We start from the raw sequence: 19,203 nt of genomic DNA, 5'->3' as shown, positions 1-19,203 counted from the left end.
AAGTCCTTATGTTGTTCCTTGACCTTCACGGCGTTGTGCGCCGGGATGGCTTGGAGCGAGTAGACACACCGGATAGATGTGAACAAATATTATCAAGGTATCTATGTCGCAGGGCTTACGTCCGGCGGCAGGCATTACCCTAGGGTCTGGCGACCAAGGCATGACTCATCGTCGAGTCTGTGCTTTGTCCCGTTTACTAGCCAACAAGGATTACCTCCGTTGCACAGCTTTGGTGCAGGGCAGCGGATAATGAGAGTCTATGGAAACCAAATGGCTTGAAGATTTTGTCAGCCTTGCTGAAACCCGCAGTTTCAGCCGCTCGGCCCAGCTGCGCCACGTTACGCAGCCTGCGTTCTCGCGCCGCATCCAGGCGCTGGAGGCCTGGGCGGGAACCGATCTGGTCGACAGAAGCTCGTATCCGACGCGACTGACGCCAGCAGGCAAGACCATGTACGAGCAGGCGCTGGAGATACTGCAGTCCCTGCAGAGCACCCGCACCATGTTGCGTGCCCACGTCAGTGCGGGCAAGGGCATGGTGGGCTTTGCCGTGCCGCATACCTTGGCGTTCACGTTCTTCCCGAACTGGGTTTCGGCCGTGCACGAGAAGTTCGGTCCCTTCCGCAGCCGTCTGTTCGCACTTAATGTGCATGATGCGGTGATGCGTCTCGTGGAAGGTGGCTGCGATCTGCTGATTGCCTACTACCACTCTTCTCAGCCCTTCCAGCTGGACCCTTCGCGCTATGAGATGGTGAGCCTGGGGCATGAGGTGCTGGCTCCGTACTCCAAGCCGGACGAGAACGGCAACCCCATCTTTGCCCTGCCCGGCCGCCAGGGCCAGCCCTTGCCATACCTGGGTTATGCCGCTGGCGCTTATCTGGGGCGGGTGACGGAGCTGATCCTCAAGGAGGCGGCCGAGGCCGTGCACCTCGAGCGGGTCTATGAAACCGATATGGCCGAAGGCCTCAAGGCCATGGCACTGGAAGGTCATGGCGTGGCCTTTCTACCCTACAGCGCGGTACGCGGCGATCTGGAGTCCGGTCGACTGGTGCGTGCAGTGCCCGAAGGCGTGACCGGTTTTCAGATGGACATGGAAGTGCGGGCCTATCGGGAAAAACCCACGGGCGATGCCCCTCAGGGAGGAGCTGCCGCGCTCTGGAACTTCCTCAAGGAGCAGGGCGAGATTGCGGGTGGCGAGGTCAAGGCTGTGTAACCTGATCGAGTGTTGCTTTTCTTCCAAAAGGGCCAGTTGGCCCTTTTTTTGCTTGTGTGACCAGCTTGCCGTGATTTCAGGTGTTTTACTGGTGAAAACCCTAATGTTATGCATCGGGTTAATACTGAATATGCAAGTTGCGCATAAGGATTTTTGCCATCGGCATTGGCTTGTGAAATCACGAAAGCATTAGAGTTCGCAGCTTGCACAAAAAGAGGTGCTGCTTTGCAACACAAGATTGAGGCGGTAAGTAGGTGGTTGCCTTCCTGAATCACCTACGGGAAAAGTCTTAGAAATGATTGCATTTCAGCCATCTTCATGACTGCACAATGTGTGCAGTACATTTGTTAACGCAACCTGTCCACCCTCACAAAGGGCGATGCGTTAAGGAGTGGCAAGCGTTTTTGGTCCTTACCAATAGGAGATCCGTATGAAGAAGCATTTGTTGGCCATCGCCGTAACCGCACTGGCAACTGGCACCGTGTTTGCCCAGGCCAATGACACCTTGGCCAAGATCAAGTCCACCGGCAGCGTCACTCTGGGCGTGCGTGAATCGTCCGGCCTGGGCTATACGCTGGGCAATGGCAAATATGTAGGCTTCCATACCGAAATGGGTGAGCGCATTCTCAAGGACATCCAGAAGCAACTGGGCCTGACAGCGCTGGAAGTGAAGTACCAGCCCGTGACCTCGCAAAACCGTATTCCTCTGGTGCAGAACGGCACCGTGGACATCGAGTGCGGCTCCACCACCAACAACACGGCTCGTCAGAAGGATGCAGCTTTTGCCTTCACCACCTATGTGGAAGAAGTGCGCATTGCCACCCGTGCCAACTCCGGCATCACCGGCATCAAGGACCTGAACGGCAAGACCATCGTGACCACGACGGGTACGACTTCCGTGCAGACCCTGCGCAAGAACAAGCGCGCTGACGGCCTGACCTTCAAGGAAGTCATGGGCAAGGACCACGCCGACAGCTTCCTGATGCTGGAAACCGGCCGCGCCGATGCCTTCATCATGGACGGCTCCATCCTGGCTGCCAATATCTCCAAGTCCAAGGCTCCCAACGATTACAAGATCGTGGGTGAAGTGCTGTCGGTGGAACCCATCGCCTGCATGATGCGCAAGGACGATCCCGCCTTCAAGAAGGCTGTGGACGAATCCATCGTGCGTCAGATCAAGGATGGTTCTCTGACCAAGCTGTACGACAAGTGGTTCCTGCAGCCCATTCCTCCCAACAACGTGAAGGTGGGTCTGCCACTGTCGGCAGCGACCAAGGATGCGTGGGCTCACCCCAACGACAAGCCCATGGAAGCTTACGAAGTCAAGTAATCCCGCCTATAGGTGTACCGCCCCTTCTGCCAAGCGGTTAGAAGGGGCTTTTTTGTTGCGAGGGCCGGTGTGAGCGTTTGCCCTCATAAACCAAGAATGAAAGAGGTGCTCGTATGAGTTGGGATTGGCAGGTGTTCTGTCAGGACACCATTACCCAAGAGGTCGGGCAGAGTTGTTTTGGCAAGAACGGTGACATCACCTATCTGGATTGGATGATGTCGGCCTGGGGCTGGACCGTGTCGGTGGCATTGCTGTCGCTGGTCATCGCTCTGGTGCTGGGCGCAGTCATCGGTACCTTGCGTACCTTGCCCGATCGTCCGTGGATAGTGCGCCTGGGCAATGCCTGGGTGGAGTTGTTCCGCAATATTCCCTTGCTGGTCCAGGTGTTCATCTGGTACCACGTGGTTCCGGCCATCTTCCCCGCAATGAAGTCCCTGCCGGGCTTTGTGCTGGTGGTGTTTGCGATCGGTTTCTTCACCTCTGCCCGTATTGCCGAGCAGGTGCGCTCCGGTATTCAGGCTTTGCCGCGGGGCCAGCGCTACGCCGGCATGGCAGTAGGTTTCACGACCTTCCAGACCTACCGCTATGTGCTGCTGCCGATGGCGTTTCGCATCATCATTCCGCCGCTGACCAGCGAGGCCATGAACGTGTTCAAGAACTCGTCCGTGGCGTTTGCCGTGTCCGTGGCTGAGCTGACCATGTTCGCCATGCAGGCCCAGGAAGAGACGGCTCGTGGCGTCGAAATTTATATGGCTGTGACAGGTCTGTATGTGATTTCTGCCTTCATCATCAACCGCATCATGGCCTTCATCGAGAAGCGTTCTCGCGTGCCCGGTCTGATTGCAGCCAGCGGTGGAGGCCACTGATATGAATCTCAACCTCGACTGGTCGTTTTTCTCGTGGGACCTGTTCAGCAACTTTGTGCTGAAGGGGCTGTATTTCAGCGTGTCCTTGACCGTGATCGCCACGCTGGGCGGCATCTTCTTCGGCACCTTGCTGGCGCTGATGCGCCTGTCGGGCAAGAAGTGGCTGGACCTGCCTGCCACCATCTATGTCAACGGCATGCGCTCCATCCCGCTGGTGATGGTGATCCTGTGGTTCTTCCTGCTGATGCCCATGCTGATCGGCAAGCCCATCGGCGCGGAGACTTCGGCCATCATCACCTTTGTGGCATTCGAAGCAGCATATTTCTCTGAAATCATGCGCGCCGGCATCCAGTCCATTCCACGTGGACAGGTGTTTGCCGGCCAGGCACTGGGCATGACCTATGGTCAGAACATGCGTCTGGTGGTGCTGCCTCAGGCCTTCCGCAACATGCTGCCCGTGCTGCTGACCCAGACCATCATCCTGTTTCAGGATACCTCGCTGGTCTATGCGATCGGTGCCTACGACATGCTCAAGGGCTTCGAAATCGCCGGCAAGAACTTCGGCCGACCCATCGAATCCTATCTGGCGGCTGCCGTGACCTATTTTGTGATCTGCTTTGCACTGTCTTGGTTCGTCAAGCGTCTGCACAAGAAGATCGCCATTATTCGATGAAACACCCCCTGAGTCGCTTCGCGCCCTCCCCCTCAAGGGGGACGACGGCCTCGGCTGCGGGACGGCCCTTGCTGGCTGTCCCAGGCCTGACCGAGCCCGCTGCAGGCGCTGCGATGGATCACTGACAAAAGTCGGAGTGAAAAATGATTGAACTCAAGAACGTTTCCAAGTGGTACGGCAGCTTTCAGGTGCTGTCCGATTGCTCCACCAATATCAACAAGGGCGAGGTGGTGGTGGTGTGCGGCCCTTCGGGCTCCGGCAAGTCCACGCTGATCAAGACCATCAATGCTCTGGAGCCTTTCCAGAAGGGCGAGATCTTTGTGGACGGCACGGCAGTGCACGATCCCAAGACCGATCTGCCCAAGCTGCGCAGCCGCGTGGGCATGGTGTTCCAGCACTTTGAGCTGTTCCCCCACCTGTCGGTGACGGAGAACCTGACCATCGCGCAGATGAAGGTGCTGGGCCGCAGTGCTGCAGACGCCAAGACCCGTGGCCTCAAGATGCTGGACCGCGTGGGCCTGACCGCTCACAAGGACAAGTTCCCCGGCCAGCTCTCCGGCGGTCAGCAGCAGCGCGTGGCCATTGCGCGCGCTCTGTCGATGGATCCCATCGTCATGCTGTTCGACGAACCCACTTCGGCACTGGACCCCGAAATGGTGGGCGAAGTGCTGGACGTGATGATGGGCCTGGCCCATGAAGGCATGACCATGATGTGCGTGACCCACGAAATGGGATTTGCGCGCAAGGTGGCCAGCCGTGTGATCTTCATGGACGTGGGCGGCAAGATTCTGGAGGACTGCAGCAAGGAAGAGTTCTTCGGCCATCCCGAAAACCGCCAGCCGCGTACCAAGGAATTCCTCAACAAGATCCTGCAGCATTGATACCGCAGGCAAGCCGCAAAAAGGCGCTCGCAGGAGCGCCTTTTTTCATGGCGGCCGGGCCGGACTGCCGGTCAGCATTGCAGCACGCCGCGGGGGGCGCGCATCAGCGTGCTTTGACCAAACAGGCTTTGCACCAGGTCCACCACCAGCTCCGCCGTCTGGTTGCGCAGGTCCAGCGCCGGGTTGAGCTCCACAATGTCCAGCGAGGCAAGACGGCCGGAGTCGGCAATCATTTCCATGCACAACTGGGCCTCGCGATAGGTGGGGCCGCCGCGTACCGGTGTGCCGGTGCCGGGAGCAATGTCAGGATCGAGAAAGTCCACGTCAAAGCTCAGATGCAGGTGGATGTCCCTGTCGTTGCGTCCCAGCAGGCTGACCAGGGCGCGGCGCATCACTTCACGCATGCCCAGTTCGTCGATGGCCCGCATGTCGTAGACCTCCAGCCCCAGCTCTCGGATCATGTGCTTTTCGCTCTCGTCCACGCTGCGCAGGCCGATCTGGCAGAACGATGAGGCGGGCAGGGCGGGAGTCGTGCCGGACAGCGAGGCCAGTTCCGTCGGTCCCAGTCCGCAGAGGCTTGAAACCGGCATGCCGTGCAGATTGCCCGTGGGCGAACTTTCGGGGGTGTTGCAATCCGAATGGGCATCCAGCCAGAGCACGCGCAGCTGCTTGCCCGTGGCGCGGCAATGGCGGGCCACGGCGCTGATGGAGCCTGTGGCCAGCGTATGGTCGCCACCCAGCAGTATGGGCAGCCGGTGTTGCTGCAGCACCTGCAGCACCGCGTCATGGGCGATCCGGTTCCAGCTCAGGCATTCGGCCAGATTGCGCAGACCCTGGGCATCGCGCGCGCCACGCGGGTTGGCGGGGCCGCTCAGATTGCCCAGATCGTTGACCTGCACCCCCAGCCGTTCAAGGGCTGGACCGAGCTGGGCCACACGCAGGGCATCTGGCCCCATGGCCGCGCCAAGGCGCGAGGCACCGATATCGGTGGGCAGACCTATTAGTGTGGACGATGTGTATGCCATGAGCCGCTCCGCTTCAGGCCGTCTTACGGGCCGCAAGATTGATGATCTGGGGGCTGGCTGCCTGTCTCACCATGGCAAACAGATCCTTGGGGTCGGCGAGCTCCGGCACCAGCTCGATCTGTGACAGCAGGCCTGCGCCTTGCGCCAGGCTATGCATGGTGCGCAGCGCCGAGTAGTCCTCCAGCGCGAAGCCCACGGAGTCGAACAGGGTGATCTGGGCGTCCGATGTCCGGCCCGGCGCCAGCTTCTGCAGCACGCGCCACAGCTCGGTCACGGCAAAGTCGGCCGGCATCTGTTGCAGCTCGCCCTCGATGCGCGTCTGCGGCTCGTACTCGACAAAGACCTGCGCACGCTGCAGGGCGCTGGCATCGAACTCTGTCTTGCCGGGGCAATCACCGCCCACGGCATTGATATGCATGCCGGGCTCCAGCAAATGCCCGGGGATGATGGTGGCGCGGGTCTTGTCGGCGGTGGCGGTGGTCACGATGTCCGTGCCGGCCACGGCGTCTCGCACGCTGGTGCAGACGATGGCCGTAGCGGAAAAATCGGGCAGGAACGGCTGCAGGTTGTGCAGCAGCTTTTGCGAGGCCGCAGGGTCGATGTCGAACAGGCGCAGCTCGCGCACGCCCAGCAACTCCATGAAGGCCAGAGCCTGGAATTCGCTTTGCGAGCCATTGCCGATCAGCGCCATGCTGCGGTTGCCGGCGCGCGCCAGATGGCGCGCGGCCATGGCGGATGTGGCGGCGGTGCGCAAGGCCGTGGTCAGCGTCAGCTCGCTGACAAAGCGCGGCATGCCGGTGGCGACATCGGCCAGCGCGCCGAAAGCCATCACAGTGGGAAGGCCCAGACGCGGATTGTGCGGGTGGCCGTTGACGTATTTGAAGGCGTAGTCCCGCGCATCTGCCACCGGCATCAGCTCGATCACGCCGCTGGCGGAATGGGCTGCGGTACGCGCGCTTTTGTCGAAGTCCTGCCAGCGGCCGAAGTCGGCCTCCAGGGCTTGGCTGATCAGGCGCAGCACCTGGGTGATGCCGACGCGCGCGACCAGCCGGGCTGCGTCGCTGGCGCTGAGAAAGTCGGTGCGCAATGGTGTGCCGGCCAGAGCTTGAGGAACAGACATAAGACCTCCTCCTTGGCTTCATTTTTGAGGATTTTTGCGCCAAATGCCAGAGAGAAGAGCCTGTGACCGCCGTGGGAGCACTGCTCTTGCGGGGTCGGGTGCGGCCTTGCCGCCAGCGAAGATGGGACAATATCGGCCATGACTCAGACCATCACGATTACCCGCCCCGATGATTGGCACTTGCATGTGCGCGATGGCGATGCCATGCGCTGCGTGGTGCCGCACACTGCCCGCCAGATGGGCCGTGCCATCATCATGCCCAACCTCAAGCCCCCGGTCACCACGGCGGAGATGGCTGCGGACTACCGCGCCCGCATTCTGTCGGCCGTGCCTGAAGGCAGCCAGTTCCAGCCGCTGATGACGCTGTATCTGACGGACAACCTGGGCCCTCAGGAAATCGTGCGCGCCAAGGCGGCCGGCGTGGTGGCCTGCAAGCTGTACCCCGCAGGTGCCACGACCAATTCCGACCATGGCGTGACCGATCTGCGCAAGATCTATCCCACGCTGCAAGCCATGCAGCGCGAAGGCCTGGTGCTGCTGGTGCATGGTGAAGTCACCGATCAGAGCATCGACCTGTTCGACCGCGAGGCAGTGTTCATCGAGCAGCAGCTCAAGCCTCTGCGCAAGGATTTCCCCGAGCTCAAGATCGTCATGGAGCATGTGACGACCAAGGAAGCCGCCGAGTACGTGGCCGCAGCCGACGATTTCCTGGCTGCGACCATCACGCCCCAGCATCTGCTGTTCAACCGCAACGCCATCTTCCTGGGCGGCGTGCGCCCGCACTTCTATTGCCTGCCGGTCCTCAAGCGCGAAACCCATCGCCTGGCGCTGGTGCAGGCCGCCACCAGCGGCAGCAGCAAGTTCTTCCTGGGCACGGACAGCGCACCCCATGCAGCGCATCTGAAGGAAGCCGCGACCGGCTGCGCCGGCTGCTACAGCGCCCACGCCGCCATCGAGATGTATGCGGAGGTGTTCGACGGCGTCGGGGCTCTCGACAAACTGGAAGCCTTTGCGTCCTTCAACGGCGCCGACTTCTACGGCCTGCCCCGCAACACCGACACCATCACCCTGGTCAAGGAAAGCTGGACACCGCCCGTGAGCTTTGCATACGGCGAAGGGGCGCAGCTCAAGCCGCTGCGCTTTGGCGAAGCCCTGCCTTGGAAGATGCTGGATTAAAAACAGTAGCTGCAAGCGCCTGTGTTCACTTGAATCAAAGGTGTTTTCGGTCTGAAATCAATAAAGGAGTTGCGCAAGCTGCTCCTTTTTTAGTTTGGCTTTACGCAAGGCCTCGGTTAGGCTTGGCTAAACAGCGCTCAGGAGATTGCATGCCCAACGATGTCCAGCCCAAGATTGCCTTGCTGATCGATGCGGACAACGCGCCCGCAGAGATGATTGACGAGATATTGACCGAGCTATCCACCTTCGGCCTGATCAATATTCGCCGTGCCTATGGCAACTGGACCAAGGCCGGTCTGCATGGCTGGCAGAGCAAGCTGCTGGAGTACGCCGTGCGGCCCATGCAGCAGTTTGACTACTCCAAGGGCAAGAACGCGACCGACATGGCCATGACGGTGGATGCCATGGAGCTGCTCTATACCGAAAAGCCCGATGCCTTCGGCATCGTTTCCTCGGACGCCGACTTCACGCCGCTGGTCATGCATTTGCGCGCCAAGGGCGCTGCGGTCTATGGATTCGGCGCGGAGCAGACGCCCAGGGCTTTCGTCAATGCCTGCTCGCGCTTTCTGTATTTCGATGCGCTCAAGGAACTCGGCGACGGCATTGTCAGCCGCAGCGAACGCCGCGAGGCGCTGGAGGCCGAGGCAGTTCCACGTGCAGTGCCTGTGGCAAGCCAGCCATCCGAGCAGACCCTCCCTGTCAGCAATGGCAAGGTGGCCGGTGGCACGGGCGCTGCGGCCCCGGCATGCACCACGTTGCGCGTGCCTTCGCACATGCTCAAGGAAGACAGGCAGCTCATTGCCATGCTGCGCGATGCCGTCAAGGCGACGCAGGACGAAGCCGGCTGGGCACGTGTGGCTGCGGTGGGCACGCATATCGGCAACAAGCTGTCGTTTGATGCGCGCAACTATGGCTATGCCTCGCTGACCAAGCTCATGGCCGCGACCCAGGTGTTCGAGTTGCGTGACGAGGGCACGGCCCGCGTGGCGGTGCGCGATCTGCGTGGGCATCAGGACGAGGTGCTGCCTTGATGCAGCCAGCCGCAATGCCGTCAGTGGATTGGGCCATTGACTGGCAGGTGCCCTGGCTGGCACCGCTGCAAGCGCTTGGACGTCAGGCTCATGACCGGGTGCTGGGCGGTGCCGGCGTGGCCCGGGCCTTGCAGGAAGTGGCTGCCGCCCACGGACTGCTGCCGGGCTGGCAGTTTGTCGATCAGCTGCAGCTGCCTGCCGGTCAGGCCTATGAAGCATTCATCCACAGAGAGCGCAGCATTCCCACGCGCGACAATCTGCATGACTTCTTTAACGGCCTGATCTGGCTGCACTGGCCGTTGCTCAAGCAGCGGCTCAACGCGCTGCAGGCGGCCGAGATAGAGCGTCAGGGCGTGGGGGCGCAGCGCGGGCGCCTGCGCGATTCGATCACGGTGCTGGACGAGAACGGCGGCTTGCTGCTCGCGCCGCAGGCACTGTGCGATGCGCTGCGCGACAAGCGCTGGCAGGAGCTGTTTGTGGCCCGGCGTGTGCTGTGGGCGCAGGCGCGCTTTCTTCCCATAGGCCATGCCCTGCTGGAAAAGCTGGTTCAGCCGCGCAAGGCCATTACCGCGCATGTGATCTGCGTGCCGCTGGGGCAGGCTCCAGGGCTGGCATCGCTGGCCGAGGCAGACGGCTGGCTGGACCATCAGTTGCGGACCCAGTCTTGCAATCTGGCCAGCAAGCCCTATCTACCAATTCCCATATTGGGAATCCCGGACTGGTGCCTGCAAAACCAGAACTTTTCCTTCTATGATGACTCTCTAGTTTTCCGAGCCCCACGTACCGCACAAACAACACAACAACGGGTACTGCCAGAAACAGAACTGGCTTGATGCGCATTCGTCCTGCACAGGCGGTGCCTCAGGGGTTCTGGTCATTTTGTCCCCTGTGTGGAGTACACCCTCGATGAAACGTATTGCCTTATTTCTACTGACCAATATCGCCGTGGTGGCGGTATTGGGCATCGTCGCCAGCCTGCTGGGCGTCAACCGCTACCTCACTGCCAACGGCCTCAATCTGGGCGCCCTGCTGGGCTTTGCCTTCATCATGGGCTTTGGCGGCGCCATCATCTCGCTGCTGATCTCCAAGCCCATGGCCAAGTGGACATCGGGCGTGCAGGTCATCAACGAGCCGCGCAACGCCGACGAGGCCTGGATCGTCAACACCGTGCGCGGCTTTGCTGAAAAGGCTGGCATCGGCATGCCCGAGGTCGGCATCTATGAGGGCGAGCCCAACGCCTTTGCGACTGGCGCCTTCAAGAACTCGGCCCTGGTGGCCGTGTCCACAGGTCTGCTCGAAGGCATGACGCGTGAAGAGGTCGAGGCCGTGATCGGTCACGAAGTGGCCCACATCGCCAATGGCGACATGGTGACCATGACGCTGATCCAGGGCGTGATGAACACCTTTGTGGTCTTCCTCTCGCGCGTGATCGGCTATGCGGTCGACTCCTTCCTGCGCCGCAACGACGAGCAAAGCTCCGGCCCGGGCATCGGCTACATGATCACCACCGTGGTGCTGGATATCCTGCTGGGCTTTGTCGCCGCCATGATCGTGGCCTGGTTCTCGCGCCAGCGTGAGTTCCGTGCGGACGCGGGTGCTGCCCAGCTCATGGGTCGCAAGCAGCCCATGATGAATGCGCTGGCCCGTCTGGGCGGCATGCATCCGGGCGAGCTGCCCAAGAGCGTGGCGGCCATGGGCATTGCCGGTGGCATCGGCCAGCTGTTCTCTACCCACCCGCCCATCGAGCAGCGCATTGCTGCACTGCAGAACGCCCGCTAAGCGTACGCATGTGTAAACGGCCGTAGCCGGTCTTTACCGCTGCTTCACAAGCCCCTGTCAACAACCGGCAGGGGCTTTTGCGTTGTAGGAGCATATACATGTCCCCGGACTTTCAGGAGTTGTGATGTCCTTCATCTCTCAAACCATGACCCGCCGACTGCTGCCGGTCTTGCTGCTGGGCGGCTCTGCTGCCCTGCTTACGGGCTGTGTGGTGGCCCCGGCCTATCCGGCTTATGGAACCGAGGTGGTTGCGGGCGACGTTTATGCACCCATGGCCCCGCCTCCCCTGATCAACGAGGTGATCCCGGTGGCTCCCTCGCCGGCTTATGTCTGGATCGGCGGCTCCTGGGGCTGGGGCGGCGGGCGCTACAACTGGCGTCCCGGCCGCTGGGCCATGCCGCCACGTCCCGGCTACGGCTGGCATGAGGGTGGGTGGAATCATGGTCCTGGCGGCTGGCATCACGGCGGCGGCCATTGGGGACCGCGCCGCTGAGGGCGTCCGCTAGGTGACAAGAGAGGGCATCCGCCCGCTAGGCGGGCCGTGCCTGCATCGCTAGAGTCGGATGCAGGAGGTTTGCCGTGAATCCTGCTCTTGTCACCCGCCGCGAAGGCGCTGTTCTCATCCTCTCCAATAACAACCAGGCAGCGCGCAATGCGCTGTCGCCCGAGTATTACTACGCGGTCATGGAAGCGCTGCGTGCGGCCGGCACCGATGCCTCGGTGGCCGCCGTGATTCTGACGGGCGAGGGCGGTCATTTCTGCGCTGGCGGCGATCTGAACCAGCTGGCAACGAGGCGCGAGATGCCGCTGGCCGAACGCCGCCTAAAGCTTGAGGATCTCAACCATCTGATTCGTGCCATACGCGACTGCCCCAAGCCTGTGATCGCGGCGGTGGAGGGCGCTGCCGCTGGTGCAGGCCTTTCTCTGGCCATGGCATGCGACATGCTGGTGGCGGCAAGGTCGGCGGTTTTCTCGGTGGCCTATGTGAAGGTCGGCCTCACACCCGACGGTGGCGCGACTTCGTTTCTGGCCGAGTTCATGTCCCGTCAATTGCTGACCGAGCTCTGCCTGACGGGCGAGCGCATCAGCGGCGAGCGCATGCATGCGCATGGCTGCATCAACCGTTTGACGGAGCCGGGCCAGGCCCTGGCTCAAGCGCTGGAGCTGGCGCGGCAACTGGCCCAGGGGCCGGAAGTGGCGACCGCGCGTATCAAGGCACTGTGCCGGGTGGCACACCGCCACAGCCTGGAGCAACAGCTGGCGCTGGAGGCCGACCATATGGTCGAGGCCCAGGGCAGCGAGGAGTCTCGCGAAGGCATTGCGGCCTTTCTGGAAAAGCGTGCGCCTGATTTTGCCAGGCTGCGCGGAGCCTGACAGGTCGTTTCCTGCGGCCTAGCGAACCGTGTAGTTGAGCTGGAACATCACGCCGGCATTGCCCAGCACATTGATCTGGGTGCCCCAGTTGCTGTTGAAGTCATAGCCCACGGCCGGAATGGCCGTGATGCCCCAGCCATGCCTGTTGTTGAACGGGATCTTCTTGTTGTACGGAAACTTGTAGCCGTGAATGATGCCGCCCGTGACCTTGAAGAAAAGGCCTGGCACGCTGTCAAAAGGCCTGAATCGCCAGCCGTAATAGGCGTACTGGCTGGGCTGGCCGAAGGAGTTCCTGAAATAGGCAAATCCCGCGATATGGCGCTCGTCCAGCTCCTTCTCGGCCTGGATCAGCCAGACATAGGCGTGCTTTTGTTCGTCGGGCTCGAAATCGTTTTCCTTTTTGGCATCGGAGAAATGCCAGTCCAGGGGGGCGTAGCCGAGCATCCAGCCCGATAGCGCCGAGGGCTTGTCGGCGCTCTTGTCCGCCGCAGCAGCGGGATCACTGGTTTGTGCGCCGGCACTGGCGGCTGCCAGCCAGCAGGCCAGTCCCAGGGACACGGAGGCAGGGGCAGGTCGCAGAGGTTTCATGGAGACGCTTGGCGTGCAATGAAGTCACCAGCGTAGCGATGCCAAACCTGGTGCATTGTCAGTCAGCGTCCAAAAACTTGTGAAGCCATGACGTCTGGTATGGAAGCGCCCATCAAAGGCAGCCAGCAGCAGGGCTGGCATGCCTGGGGGGCAGCGCGGCTGCCTGCCCCCGATTAGAGGGCGCCGCCCGAGCCGCGCGCGCCCGAGGAGGGCACCTCGACGCCGAGAATCGCGGCTGCAACGGCCTCGCCGACCTTGATGCCGTCCACACCGGCCGACAGAATGCCGCCCGCATAACTGGCACCTTCGCCAGCCGGGTACAGACCGCGCGTGTTGTCGCTCTGGAAGTCGGCGCCGCGACCGATCTTGACCGGGGACGAGGTGCGGGTTTCCACACCGGTCAGCACGGCATCCTTCATGTCGTAGCCGCGAATCTTCTTGCCAAAGGCGGGCAGGGCCTCGCGCATGGCTTCGATCGCATAGGCGGGCAGGGCCTGGTGCAGATCGCCGAGGCTGATGCCGGGCTTGTACGAGGGTTGCACCTCGCCAAATTCGGTGGAGGGCTTGCCAGTCACAAAGTCGCCCACGAGCTGGCCGGGCGCACTGTAGTTCTGGCCGCCGAGCACATAGGCTTGGGACTCCAGCTGGCGCTGCAGCACAATGCCGGAGAGCGGGTGATGCTCGCCTTTTTGCAGCTTTTCGACGCCGAAGGTCTTGCCGTCGAAGGCCCAGGCAAAGCTCTCGGCGTCTTGCGGGTAGTCTTCGGGGCTGATGGCGCAGACCATGCCGGCATTGGCATTGCGCTCGGCGCGCGAATACTGGCTCATGCCGTTGGTGACCACGCGCCCGGGTTCGCTGGTCGCTGCCACCACGGTGCCGCCTGGGCACATGCAAAAGCTATAGACGGCGCGGCCGTTTCTGGCATGGTGCACCAGCTTGTAGTCGGCAGCGCCCAGCAGCGGGTGGCCGGCATCCTTGCCCCAGCGGGCGCGGTCGATCACGCTTTGCGGATGCTCGATGCGAAAGCCCACGGAGAAGGGCTTGGCCTCCATGGCCACGCCGCGCTCGTAGAACATGGCAAAAGTGTCGCGCGAGCTGTGGCCCAGCGCCATCACGGCATGATGGGTGGACAGCGCATAGCTTTGGCCCGTGGCCTGGTCGAGCACCTGCAGGCCGACCAGCTGGCGCTGGCCGTCGACTTCTTCGATCTGTACATCGGTCACGCGCTGCTCGAAGCGGATTTCTCCGCCCAGGCGCACGATTTCCTCGCGAATGCCTTCGACCAGCTTGACCAGCTTGAAGGTGCCGATATGGGGGTGAGCCGCGTAGAGAATTTCGGGCGGCGCGCCATAGGTCACGAACTCGGTCAGCACCTTGCGGCCCAGATGGCGCGGGTCCTTGATCTGGCTGTAGAGCTTGCCGTCGGAGAAGGTTCCGGCGCCGCCTTCGCCGTACTGCACATTGGACTCGGGCGTCAGCTCGCGCTTGCGCCACAGGCGCCAGGTGTCCTTGGTGCGCTCGCGCACGGTCTTGCCGCGCTCCAGCACGATGGGCTTGAAGCCCATCTGGGCCAGCACCAGTCCGGCAAACATGCCGCAGGGTCCAAAGCCCACGACCACGGGGCGCTCGTTCATATCCGCCGGGGCCTGGCCCACGGGTTTCCAGCTCATGTCGGGCGTGGGATTGACATGGGGGTGGTCGGCAAACTGCGTCAGCAGCGCGGCCTCCTGGCTCTCGTCGGCCAGCGTGATATCGACGATGTAGACGGCCAGCAGCTCCGCCTTGCGCGCATCGAAGCTGCGTTTGTGCACATGCAGCTTTGCAATGGCGGCGGCCGCAATTTCCAGGCGCTCGGCCGCAAGCTGCGTGAGCTTGTCCGTAGGCTGGTATTCGGTGTGGTTCTCGGGGTGGTATTCAACCGCCGAGAGAGGGAGTTTGAGTTCTGCGATCCGGATCATGGCTTGTACCTATCAAGCAAGGGTCTGGATGGTACGGCAAAGACCTGATGACTGCGCGACAAGGCCATGGTGACCTCGAGCTTTGTTGTGCTTATCGATTCTAAAAAGATAGCTTCTTGCGCTTGCTCCATCTCATATTTTCATCTATATAAACACGAAGTTACTATGTAGCAAGCGCAGCAAGCTATGCATTTGATAGTGATGTGCTGATGGCCTTTTGTTATTTGTAGAGCAGTTGCGGCAGCCACAGACCGATCTGCGGCCAGATGTAGAGCAGCACGATGGCCAGGATTTGTATGCCCATGAAGGGCATCATGCCCACGAAGATCTGGTTGAGCGTCACCGAAGGCGGTGCCACTCCCTTGAGGTAGAAGGCAGACATGGCCACGGGCGGAGAGAGGAAGGCCGTCTGCAGATTCAGCGCCACCAGCAGGCCGAAGAACAGCGGGTCAACGCCAAAGTGGTTGAGCAGGGGGATGAAGATGGGCATGAAGATGACGATGATCTCCGTCCATTCCAGCGGCCAGCCCAGCAGAAAGATCACGACCTGAGAGAGGATCATGAACTCTATCTTGCTGAGGTTCATGGACAGTACCCAGCGCTCTATGAGCTCCTGCCCGCCCAGCAATGCAAAGGCGGCGGAGAAAATGGCCGAGCCCACAAACAGCCAGCAGACCATGGCCGAGGTTTTGGCAGTCAGGTACACGGACTCCTTGACGACATCGATACTCAGGCGCTTGTAGGCAGCGGCAAGCACAAAGCCGCCCAAGGCGCCCATGGCAGCCGCTTCGGTCGGCGTGGCCAGGCCAAAGACAATGGAGCCGAGTACGGTCAGGATCAGCACCACCAGCGGAAAGAACGAGCCCAGCAGCATCTTGAAGATTTCCAGCCGCGCAAAACTCAGAAACAGATAGAACAGTGCGGTGCAGGTCCCCAGCAGTGCAAAGCCAATCCACCACCAGGTGGGGGCTGGCTGGGTTTCAGCCTGGCTGGCAGCAGGCACGCCCGGTGCGTTGCTGCCTGTTTCAGGCTCTGCCGGCGCCGTTGCTGCCACCGGGGCGGAGGACTCTGAGCCGGGCGGCTCCTGCAGCCCTCCTTCGGTGGGCGGCTCCTGCAGCCCTCCTTCGGTGGGTGGTTCCTGCAAGCCACCTTCTATGGGCGGCTCGGCAAGGCCTGTGCCGGAGCTGGAGGAGCTGCCGCTTTCCATGCCTATGGGCTGGATCTCGAACTGTTCCTGCACCTTCGGCGTCGTCACTGCCTGCCAGCTGCTGGCAGCCAGCAGCAGGAACAGCATTCCGGGCAGAACCACCACGGCTAGCTGGCGCAGCAGGTAGCCCGTGGGAACCTGTGCATTGCGCTGGCCTTTGAGTGCGGCCAGCAGGCGCATGGGGGCGTATTGCTGAGCGGTGGCGGGCAGCTCGCGAGTCAGGGGCGGTAGAGCTACCTGGCGCTCGGCGGCTGACAGCGGTGGTGCCCAGGCCGGCTTGATCTTGGCCATGAGAATCACATAGCCCACGTACAGGCCGGCAAGCATCAGGCCAGGGAAGAAAGCGCCGGCATACAACTGGACGACGGAAACGCCTGCTGTCGCGCCATAGAGAATCAGCAGCACCGAAGGCGGTATCAAGATGCCAAGGCAGCCACCCGCCGTGATGGCCCCTGCCGCCATGGACGTGCTGTAGCCGGCACGCAGCATGGTGGGCAGTGCCAGCAGGCCCATGAGCGTGACCACGGCGCCCACAATGCCGGTGGCCGTGGCAAACACGGTGCAGGTCACCAGCGTGGCCACAGCAAGCGAGCCCGGCACGCGGGCCATGGCCAGGTGCATGCTTTTGAACAGCTTTTCGATCAGGTTGGCGCGCTCGACTAGATAGCCCATGAAGACGAAAAGGGGGATGGCGATGAGCACGTCATTGGTCATGCTCTTGTAGGCTGACTGCACCATCAAATCCAGTGTGCGTGTGGTATCTCGCTCATAGGCCAGCCAGGTGAAGATCATGCCCATGCCCATCAGCGTGAAGGCAGTGGGAAAGCCCAGCATGATGGCGACCACCACCAGCGACAGCATCAGCAGGCCCAGATGGCCGTTGGTGATGTTTTCTACGCCCAGCAGCAGCACGATGGCCGAGAGCACGACCAGGGCCATGATGGAAAAGCCGAACCACAGTTCCTTGCGCATCTTCATGCTTTGCCCTCCTGCACCATTTCCTTGAGCTTTTCCACATCCACTTCTTCCACGTCTGCGCCGCGACGGGGCCATTGGCCGTCGCGCAGGCACAGCATGCAGCGGGCGATTTCAGCCAGGCCCTGAAGCAGCAGCACGCCACCAGCCAGCGGAATCATGAATTTGAATGGATACAGCGGCAACGGATGGGCAGAGAAGGTCTGCTCGCGAATGTCCAGCGATTCGTGGGCATAGGTCCAGCCGGCCCAGGTCAGCGCCAGTACGCCAGGCAGGAAGAACAGGATGTACAGGCACAGATCCACGGCAGCCTGCGCACGCGGGCTGAAGAAGCCGTAGAGCACATCGCCGCGCACATGGCCGTTCTTGGACAGGGTGTAGGCGCCGGCCAGCATGAACATGGTGCCGTAGAGCATGATCTGTGCATCCAGCACCCAGGCGTGAGGTTTGTTCAGTGCGTAGCGGGAGAACACCTCCCAGCTGATCAGCATTGTCAACAGCACCACGGCCCAGGCCGCCACCTTGCCGATAAAGGTCGAGAACGCATCGACAGCAAGCAGAATTTTTTGCATGGCAGTCTCCGCTGCATGATGCAGCGAGGTGCGAAGAGGATGGGATGCCCGCCTGCCGGGGCGGGGTTGCGGGAGGCAGACAGGCGCAGCCCCTTCTGGGCTGCGCTGTGTCGGCATCAACTGCGTTTTTGCGCGAAGTAGTGGTTCCAGGCCATCTTGAAGTCGAGGTCGGTATCGTTTTGCCAGCGCCCGCTGCGCTGGGCAAACGTGCGCATGGAGTCCATCACCCTCTTGAACATGGGGTTCTCGGCGGCCTTCTTGGATGTCACCTTGTCCCAGGCGGCCAGTTGGGCGCGCAGGATGGCGTCGGGTGTCTTGTAGAACTTCACGCCCTGCTTGGACTGCATCTCTGCATAGTCCTTGGCATAGCGGTCGGTGGCCTTCCAGCTCATGTCGGCGCTGGCGGCCTGGGTGGCGTACTCGATGATGGACTTGATCTCGGCCGGCAGGGCGTTGAACTTGGTCTTGTTGAACAGCACCTCAAACTGCTCGCTCGACTGGTGAAAGCTTTGCAGCATGCAGTTCTTGGTCACATCCGGAAAGCCCAGCACGCGGTCGCTGGATGCATTGTTGAACTCGGCGGCATCCAGCAGGCCGCGATCCAGGGCTGGAACGATCTCACCGGCAGGCAACGGGTTCACTGCCAGACCCATTTCCGTAAACACATCCACGGCAAGGCCGACGGTGCGGAATTTCAGTCCCTTCAGGTCCTCCACCTTGGCCACGGGTTTCTTGAACCAGCCCAGCGGCTGGGTCGGCATGGGGCCGTAGAGTTTGGAGACCACGTCCATTTTCAGGCCGCCGTAGATCTCGTCCAGCAACTCCTTGCCTCCGCCATAGTTGTGCCAGGCCAGCACCATATTGGCATCCATGCCAAAGGCCGGTCCGGACCCCCAAAGCGCTACGGCCTGGCTTTTGCCATACCAGTACGCAATCACGCCGTGTCCGCCATCCAGCGTGCCTTTGGATACGGCATCCAGCAACTGGAATGCTGGCACCACGGAGCCGGCAGGCAGCACCTCGATCTTGAGGCGGTTGCCAGTCATGTCGTTGACTTTCTTCGCGAAGTCCTGGGCAAACTCGTGAAAAATGTCCTTGGCCGGCCAGGTACTCTGAAAGCGCCAGGACGTGGTCTGGGCCGTGCTTATCATGGGCACGGACATGGCGGAAGCAGCCACCGCGGCACCTTTGAGTAGGTTGCGGCGGCCGGCTTTCTGGGTCTCCTGTGTCATCTACTTCATCTCCTCTGGGTGGTTATCCTGGCCTTCCGCCAGTGCATGCATCTTTGAAGCGAGTGACAGGCCGGCGCAGAGGGTTAACACCAGACTTGATGGGTGGATGGCGGCTTGAAGTCTTGATGTTTCTTTAGTGAAATCAATCTATTACGCCCGCAATTAAAGTGGTGTTTGCTATGGATTGGTGAGTGTTTGGCAGTGCT

Annotated in this window: 18 protein-coding genes; 11 read left to right on the top strand and 7 right to left on the bottom strand. The window is 61.5% G+C overall.

The genetic code is table 11. The annotated features are described in order from the left end of the window. Positions 1-259 precede the first annotated feature (259 nt). From MPZ60_RS21860 to MPZ60_RS21840, 5 genes are all read left to right on the top strand, one after another. The gene (locus MPZ60_RS21860) at positions 260-1,210 is read left to right on the top strand and encodes a LysR substrate-binding domain-containing protein (RefSeq protein WP_034354456.1); all 951 of its coding nucleotides are present in this window, start codon (positions 260-262) and stop codon (positions 1,208-1,210) included. A 430-nt stretch (positions 1,211-1,640) separates the two neighbouring features. Continuing rightward, the gene (locus MPZ60_RS21855; RefSeq protein WP_003051113.1) at positions 1,641-2,540 is read left to right on the top strand and encodes a transporter substrate-binding domain-containing protein; all 900 of its coding nucleotides are present in this window, start codon (positions 1,641-1,643) and stop codon (positions 2,538-2,540) included. A gap of 113 nt (positions 2,541-2,653) precedes the next feature. Continuing rightward, a complete protein-coding gene (locus MPZ60_RS21850; protein ID WP_003068095.1) occupies positions 2,654-3,406 on the top strand; it encodes an amino acid ABC transporter permease in 753 nt (250 codons plus the stop codon). A 1-nt stretch (position 3,407) separates the two neighbouring features. Continuing rightward, on the top strand, positions 3,408-4,079 hold the full coding sequence (locus MPZ60_RS21845; RefSeq protein ID WP_003068096.1) for an amino acid ABC transporter permease: 672 nt from the start codon (positions 3,408-3,410) through the stop codon (positions 4,077-4,079). Positions 4,080-4,222: 143 nt separating this feature from the next. After that, complete coding sequence (locus tag MPZ60_RS21840) at positions 4,223-4,960, top strand: amino acid ABC transporter ATP-binding protein (RefSeq protein ID WP_034354453.1); 738 nt, start codon at positions 4,223-4,225, stop codon at positions 4,958-4,960. A 71-nt stretch (positions 4,961-5,031) separates the two neighbouring features. Here MPZ60_RS21840 and rocF read toward each other — a convergent pair whose 3' ends face one another. Together rocF and MPZ60_RS21830 are read right to left on the bottom strand one after the other, a co-directional pair. Beyond that, complete coding sequence (gene rocF / locus MPZ60_RS21835) at positions 5,032-5,985, bottom strand: arginase (protein ID WP_034354450.1); 954 nt, start codon at positions 5,983-5,985, stop codon at positions 5,032-5,034. A gap of 13 nt (positions 5,986-5,998) precedes the next feature. Then, positions 5,999-7,105 (bottom strand): ornithine cyclodeaminase, encoded by a 1,107-nt coding sequence (locus MPZ60_RS21830; RefSeq protein WP_034354445.1) that lies wholly within the window; start codon positions 7,103-7,105, stop codon positions 5,999-6,001. A 129-nt stretch (positions 7,106-7,234) separates the two neighbouring features. Between MPZ60_RS21830 and pyrC the strand changes: the two genes are divergently transcribed. From pyrC to MPZ60_RS21800, 6 genes are all read left to right on the top strand, one after another. Then, positions 7,235-8,281 carry a dihydroorotase gene (pyrC, locus tag MPZ60_RS21825; protein ID WP_034354441.1) on the top strand — a complete coding sequence of 349 codons (1,047 nt, stop codon included), beginning with the start codon at positions 7,235-7,237 and terminating at the stop codon, positions 8,279-8,281. A 149-nt stretch (positions 8,282-8,430) separates the two neighbouring features. Beyond that, the gene (locus MPZ60_RS21820; RefSeq protein WP_034354431.1) at positions 8,431-9,312 is read left to right on the top strand and encodes an NYN domain-containing protein; all 882 of its coding nucleotides are present in this window, start codon (positions 8,431-8,433) and stop codon (positions 9,310-9,312) included. 14 nt (positions 9,313-9,326) lie between these two features. Continuing rightward, entirely contained in the window at positions 9,327-10,145 is an 819-nt protein-coding gene (locus tag MPZ60_RS21815; RefSeq protein WP_080746139.1) for a DUF3025 domain-containing protein, read from the top strand. 73 nt (positions 10,146-10,218) lie between these two features. Next, on the top strand, positions 10,219-11,091 hold the full coding sequence (htpX, locus tag MPZ60_RS21810) for a protease HtpX (RefSeq protein WP_003068113.1): 873 nt from the start codon (positions 10,219-10,221) through the stop codon (positions 11,089-11,091). 124 nt (positions 11,092-11,215) lie between these two features. After that, positions 11,216-11,584, top strand: a complete 369-nt coding sequence (locus MPZ60_RS21805) for a YXWGXW repeat-containing protein (RefSeq protein WP_003068115.1) — start codon at positions 11,216-11,218, stop codon at positions 11,582-11,584. 86 nt (positions 11,585-11,670) lie between these two features. Further along, positions 11,671-12,465, top strand: a complete 795-nt coding sequence (locus tag MPZ60_RS21800) for an oxepin-CoA hydrolase, alternative type (RefSeq protein WP_034354429.1) — start codon at positions 11,671-11,673, stop codon at positions 12,463-12,465. 18 nt (positions 12,466-12,483) lie between these two features. Here the strand turns inward: MPZ60_RS21800 and MPZ60_RS21795 are convergent, their stop codons facing one another. The 5 genes from MPZ60_RS21795 to MPZ60_RS21775 all read right to left on the bottom strand — a co-directional run bounded on the left by MPZ60_RS21795 (position 12,484) and on the right by MPZ60_RS21775 (position 18,997). Further along, positions 12,484-13,053: a hypothetical protein gene (locus MPZ60_RS21795; protein WP_034354426.1), complete on the bottom strand. Its 570-nt coding sequence runs from the start codon at positions 13,051-13,053 to the stop codon at positions 12,484-12,486. Positions 13,054-13,226: 173 nt separating this feature from the next. Next, the gene (locus MPZ60_RS21790; protein WP_034354424.1) at positions 13,227-15,011 is read right to left on the bottom strand and encodes an NAD(P)/FAD-dependent oxidoreductase; all 1,785 of its coding nucleotides are present in this window, start codon (positions 15,009-15,011) and stop codon (positions 13,227-13,229) included. 220 nt (positions 15,012-15,231) lie between these two features. Further along, positions 15,232-17,196, bottom strand: a complete 1,965-nt coding sequence (locus MPZ60_RS21785) for a TRAP transporter large permease subunit (protein WP_034354421.1) — start codon at positions 17,194-17,196, stop codon at positions 15,232-15,234. Next, a complete protein-coding gene (locus MPZ60_RS21780; RefSeq protein ID WP_003068125.1) occupies positions 17,193-17,765 on the bottom strand; it encodes a TRAP transporter small permease subunit in 573 nt (190 codons plus the stop codon). The genes MPZ60_RS21785 and MPZ60_RS21780 overlap by 4 nt, the downstream gene beginning before the upstream one ends. A gap of 116 nt (positions 17,766-17,881) precedes the next feature. Beyond that, positions 17,882-18,997, bottom strand: a complete 1,116-nt coding sequence (locus tag MPZ60_RS21775) for a TRAP transporter substrate-binding protein (protein ID WP_034354417.1) — start codon at positions 18,995-18,997, stop codon at positions 17,882-17,884. Between the last annotated feature and the right edge of the window lie 206 nt (positions 18,998-19,203).

This window comes from Comamonas sp. 7D-2, assembly GCF_022749555.1.
In the GTDB taxonomy this organism is placed as follows: Bacteria; Pseudomonadota; Gammaproteobacteria; order Burkholderiales; family Burkholderiaceae_C; genus Comamonas; species Comamonas thiooxydans.
Note: the sequence above shows the minus strand (reverse complement) of the source record. Positions and strands in the feature narration are given on the sequence as shown.

Coding starts and splice junctions, on each gene's coding strand:
- MPZ60_RS21860 (WP_034354456.1), top strand. CDS start 260: ATGGAAACCAAATGGCTTGAAGATTTTGTCAGCCTTGCTGAAACCCGC.
- MPZ60_RS21855 (WP_003051113.1), top strand. CDS start 1,641: ATGAAGAAGCATTTGTTGGCCATCGCCGTAACCGCACTGGCAACTGGC.
- MPZ60_RS21850 (WP_003068095.1), top strand. CDS start 2,654: ATGAGTTGGGATTGGCAGGTGTTCTGTCAGGACACCATTACCCAAGAG.
- MPZ60_RS21845 (WP_003068096.1), top strand. CDS start 3,408: ATGAATCTCAACCTCGACTGGTCGTTTTTCTCGTGGGACCTGTTCAGC.
- MPZ60_RS21840 (WP_034354453.1), top strand. CDS start 4,223: ATGATTGAACTCAAGAACGTTTCCAAGTGGTACGGCAGCTTTCAGGTG.
- rocF (WP_034354450.1), bottom strand. CDS start 5,985: ATGGCATACACATCGTCCACACTAATAGGTCTGCCCACCGATATCGGT.
- MPZ60_RS21830 (WP_034354445.1), bottom strand. CDS start 7,105: ATGTCTGTTCCTCAAGCTCTGGCCGGCACACCATTGCGCACCGACTTT.
- MPZ60_RS21820 (WP_034354431.1), top strand. CDS start 8,431: ATGCCCAACGATGTCCAGCCCAAGATTGCCTTGCTGATCGATGCGGAC.
- MPZ60_RS21815 (WP_080746139.1), top strand. CDS start 9,327: ATGCCGTCAGTGGATTGGGCCATTGACTGGCAGGTGCCCTGGCTGGCA.
- htpX (WP_003068113.1), top strand. CDS start 10,219: ATGAAACGTATTGCCTTATTTCTACTGACCAATATCGCCGTGGTGGCG.
- MPZ60_RS21805 (WP_003068115.1), top strand. CDS start 11,216: ATGTCCTTCATCTCTCAAACCATGACCCGCCGACTGCTGCCGGTCTTG.
- MPZ60_RS21795 (WP_034354426.1), bottom strand. CDS start 13,053: ATGAAACCTCTGCGACCTGCCCCTGCCTCCGTGTCCCTGGGACTGGCC.
- MPZ60_RS21790 (WP_034354424.1), bottom strand. CDS start 15,011: ATGATCCGGATCGCAGAACTCAAACTCCCTCTCTCGGCGGTTGAATAC.
- MPZ60_RS21785 (WP_034354421.1), bottom strand. CDS start 17,196: ATGAAGATGCGCAAGGAACTGTGGTTCGGCTTTTCCATCATGGCCCTG.
- MPZ60_RS21780 (WP_003068125.1), bottom strand. CDS start 17,765: ATGCAAAAAATTCTGCTTGCTGTCGATGCGTTCTCGACCTTTATCGGC.
- MPZ60_RS21775 (WP_034354417.1), bottom strand. CDS start 18,997: ATGACACAGGAGACCCAGAAAGCCGGCCGCCGCAACCTACTCAAAGGT.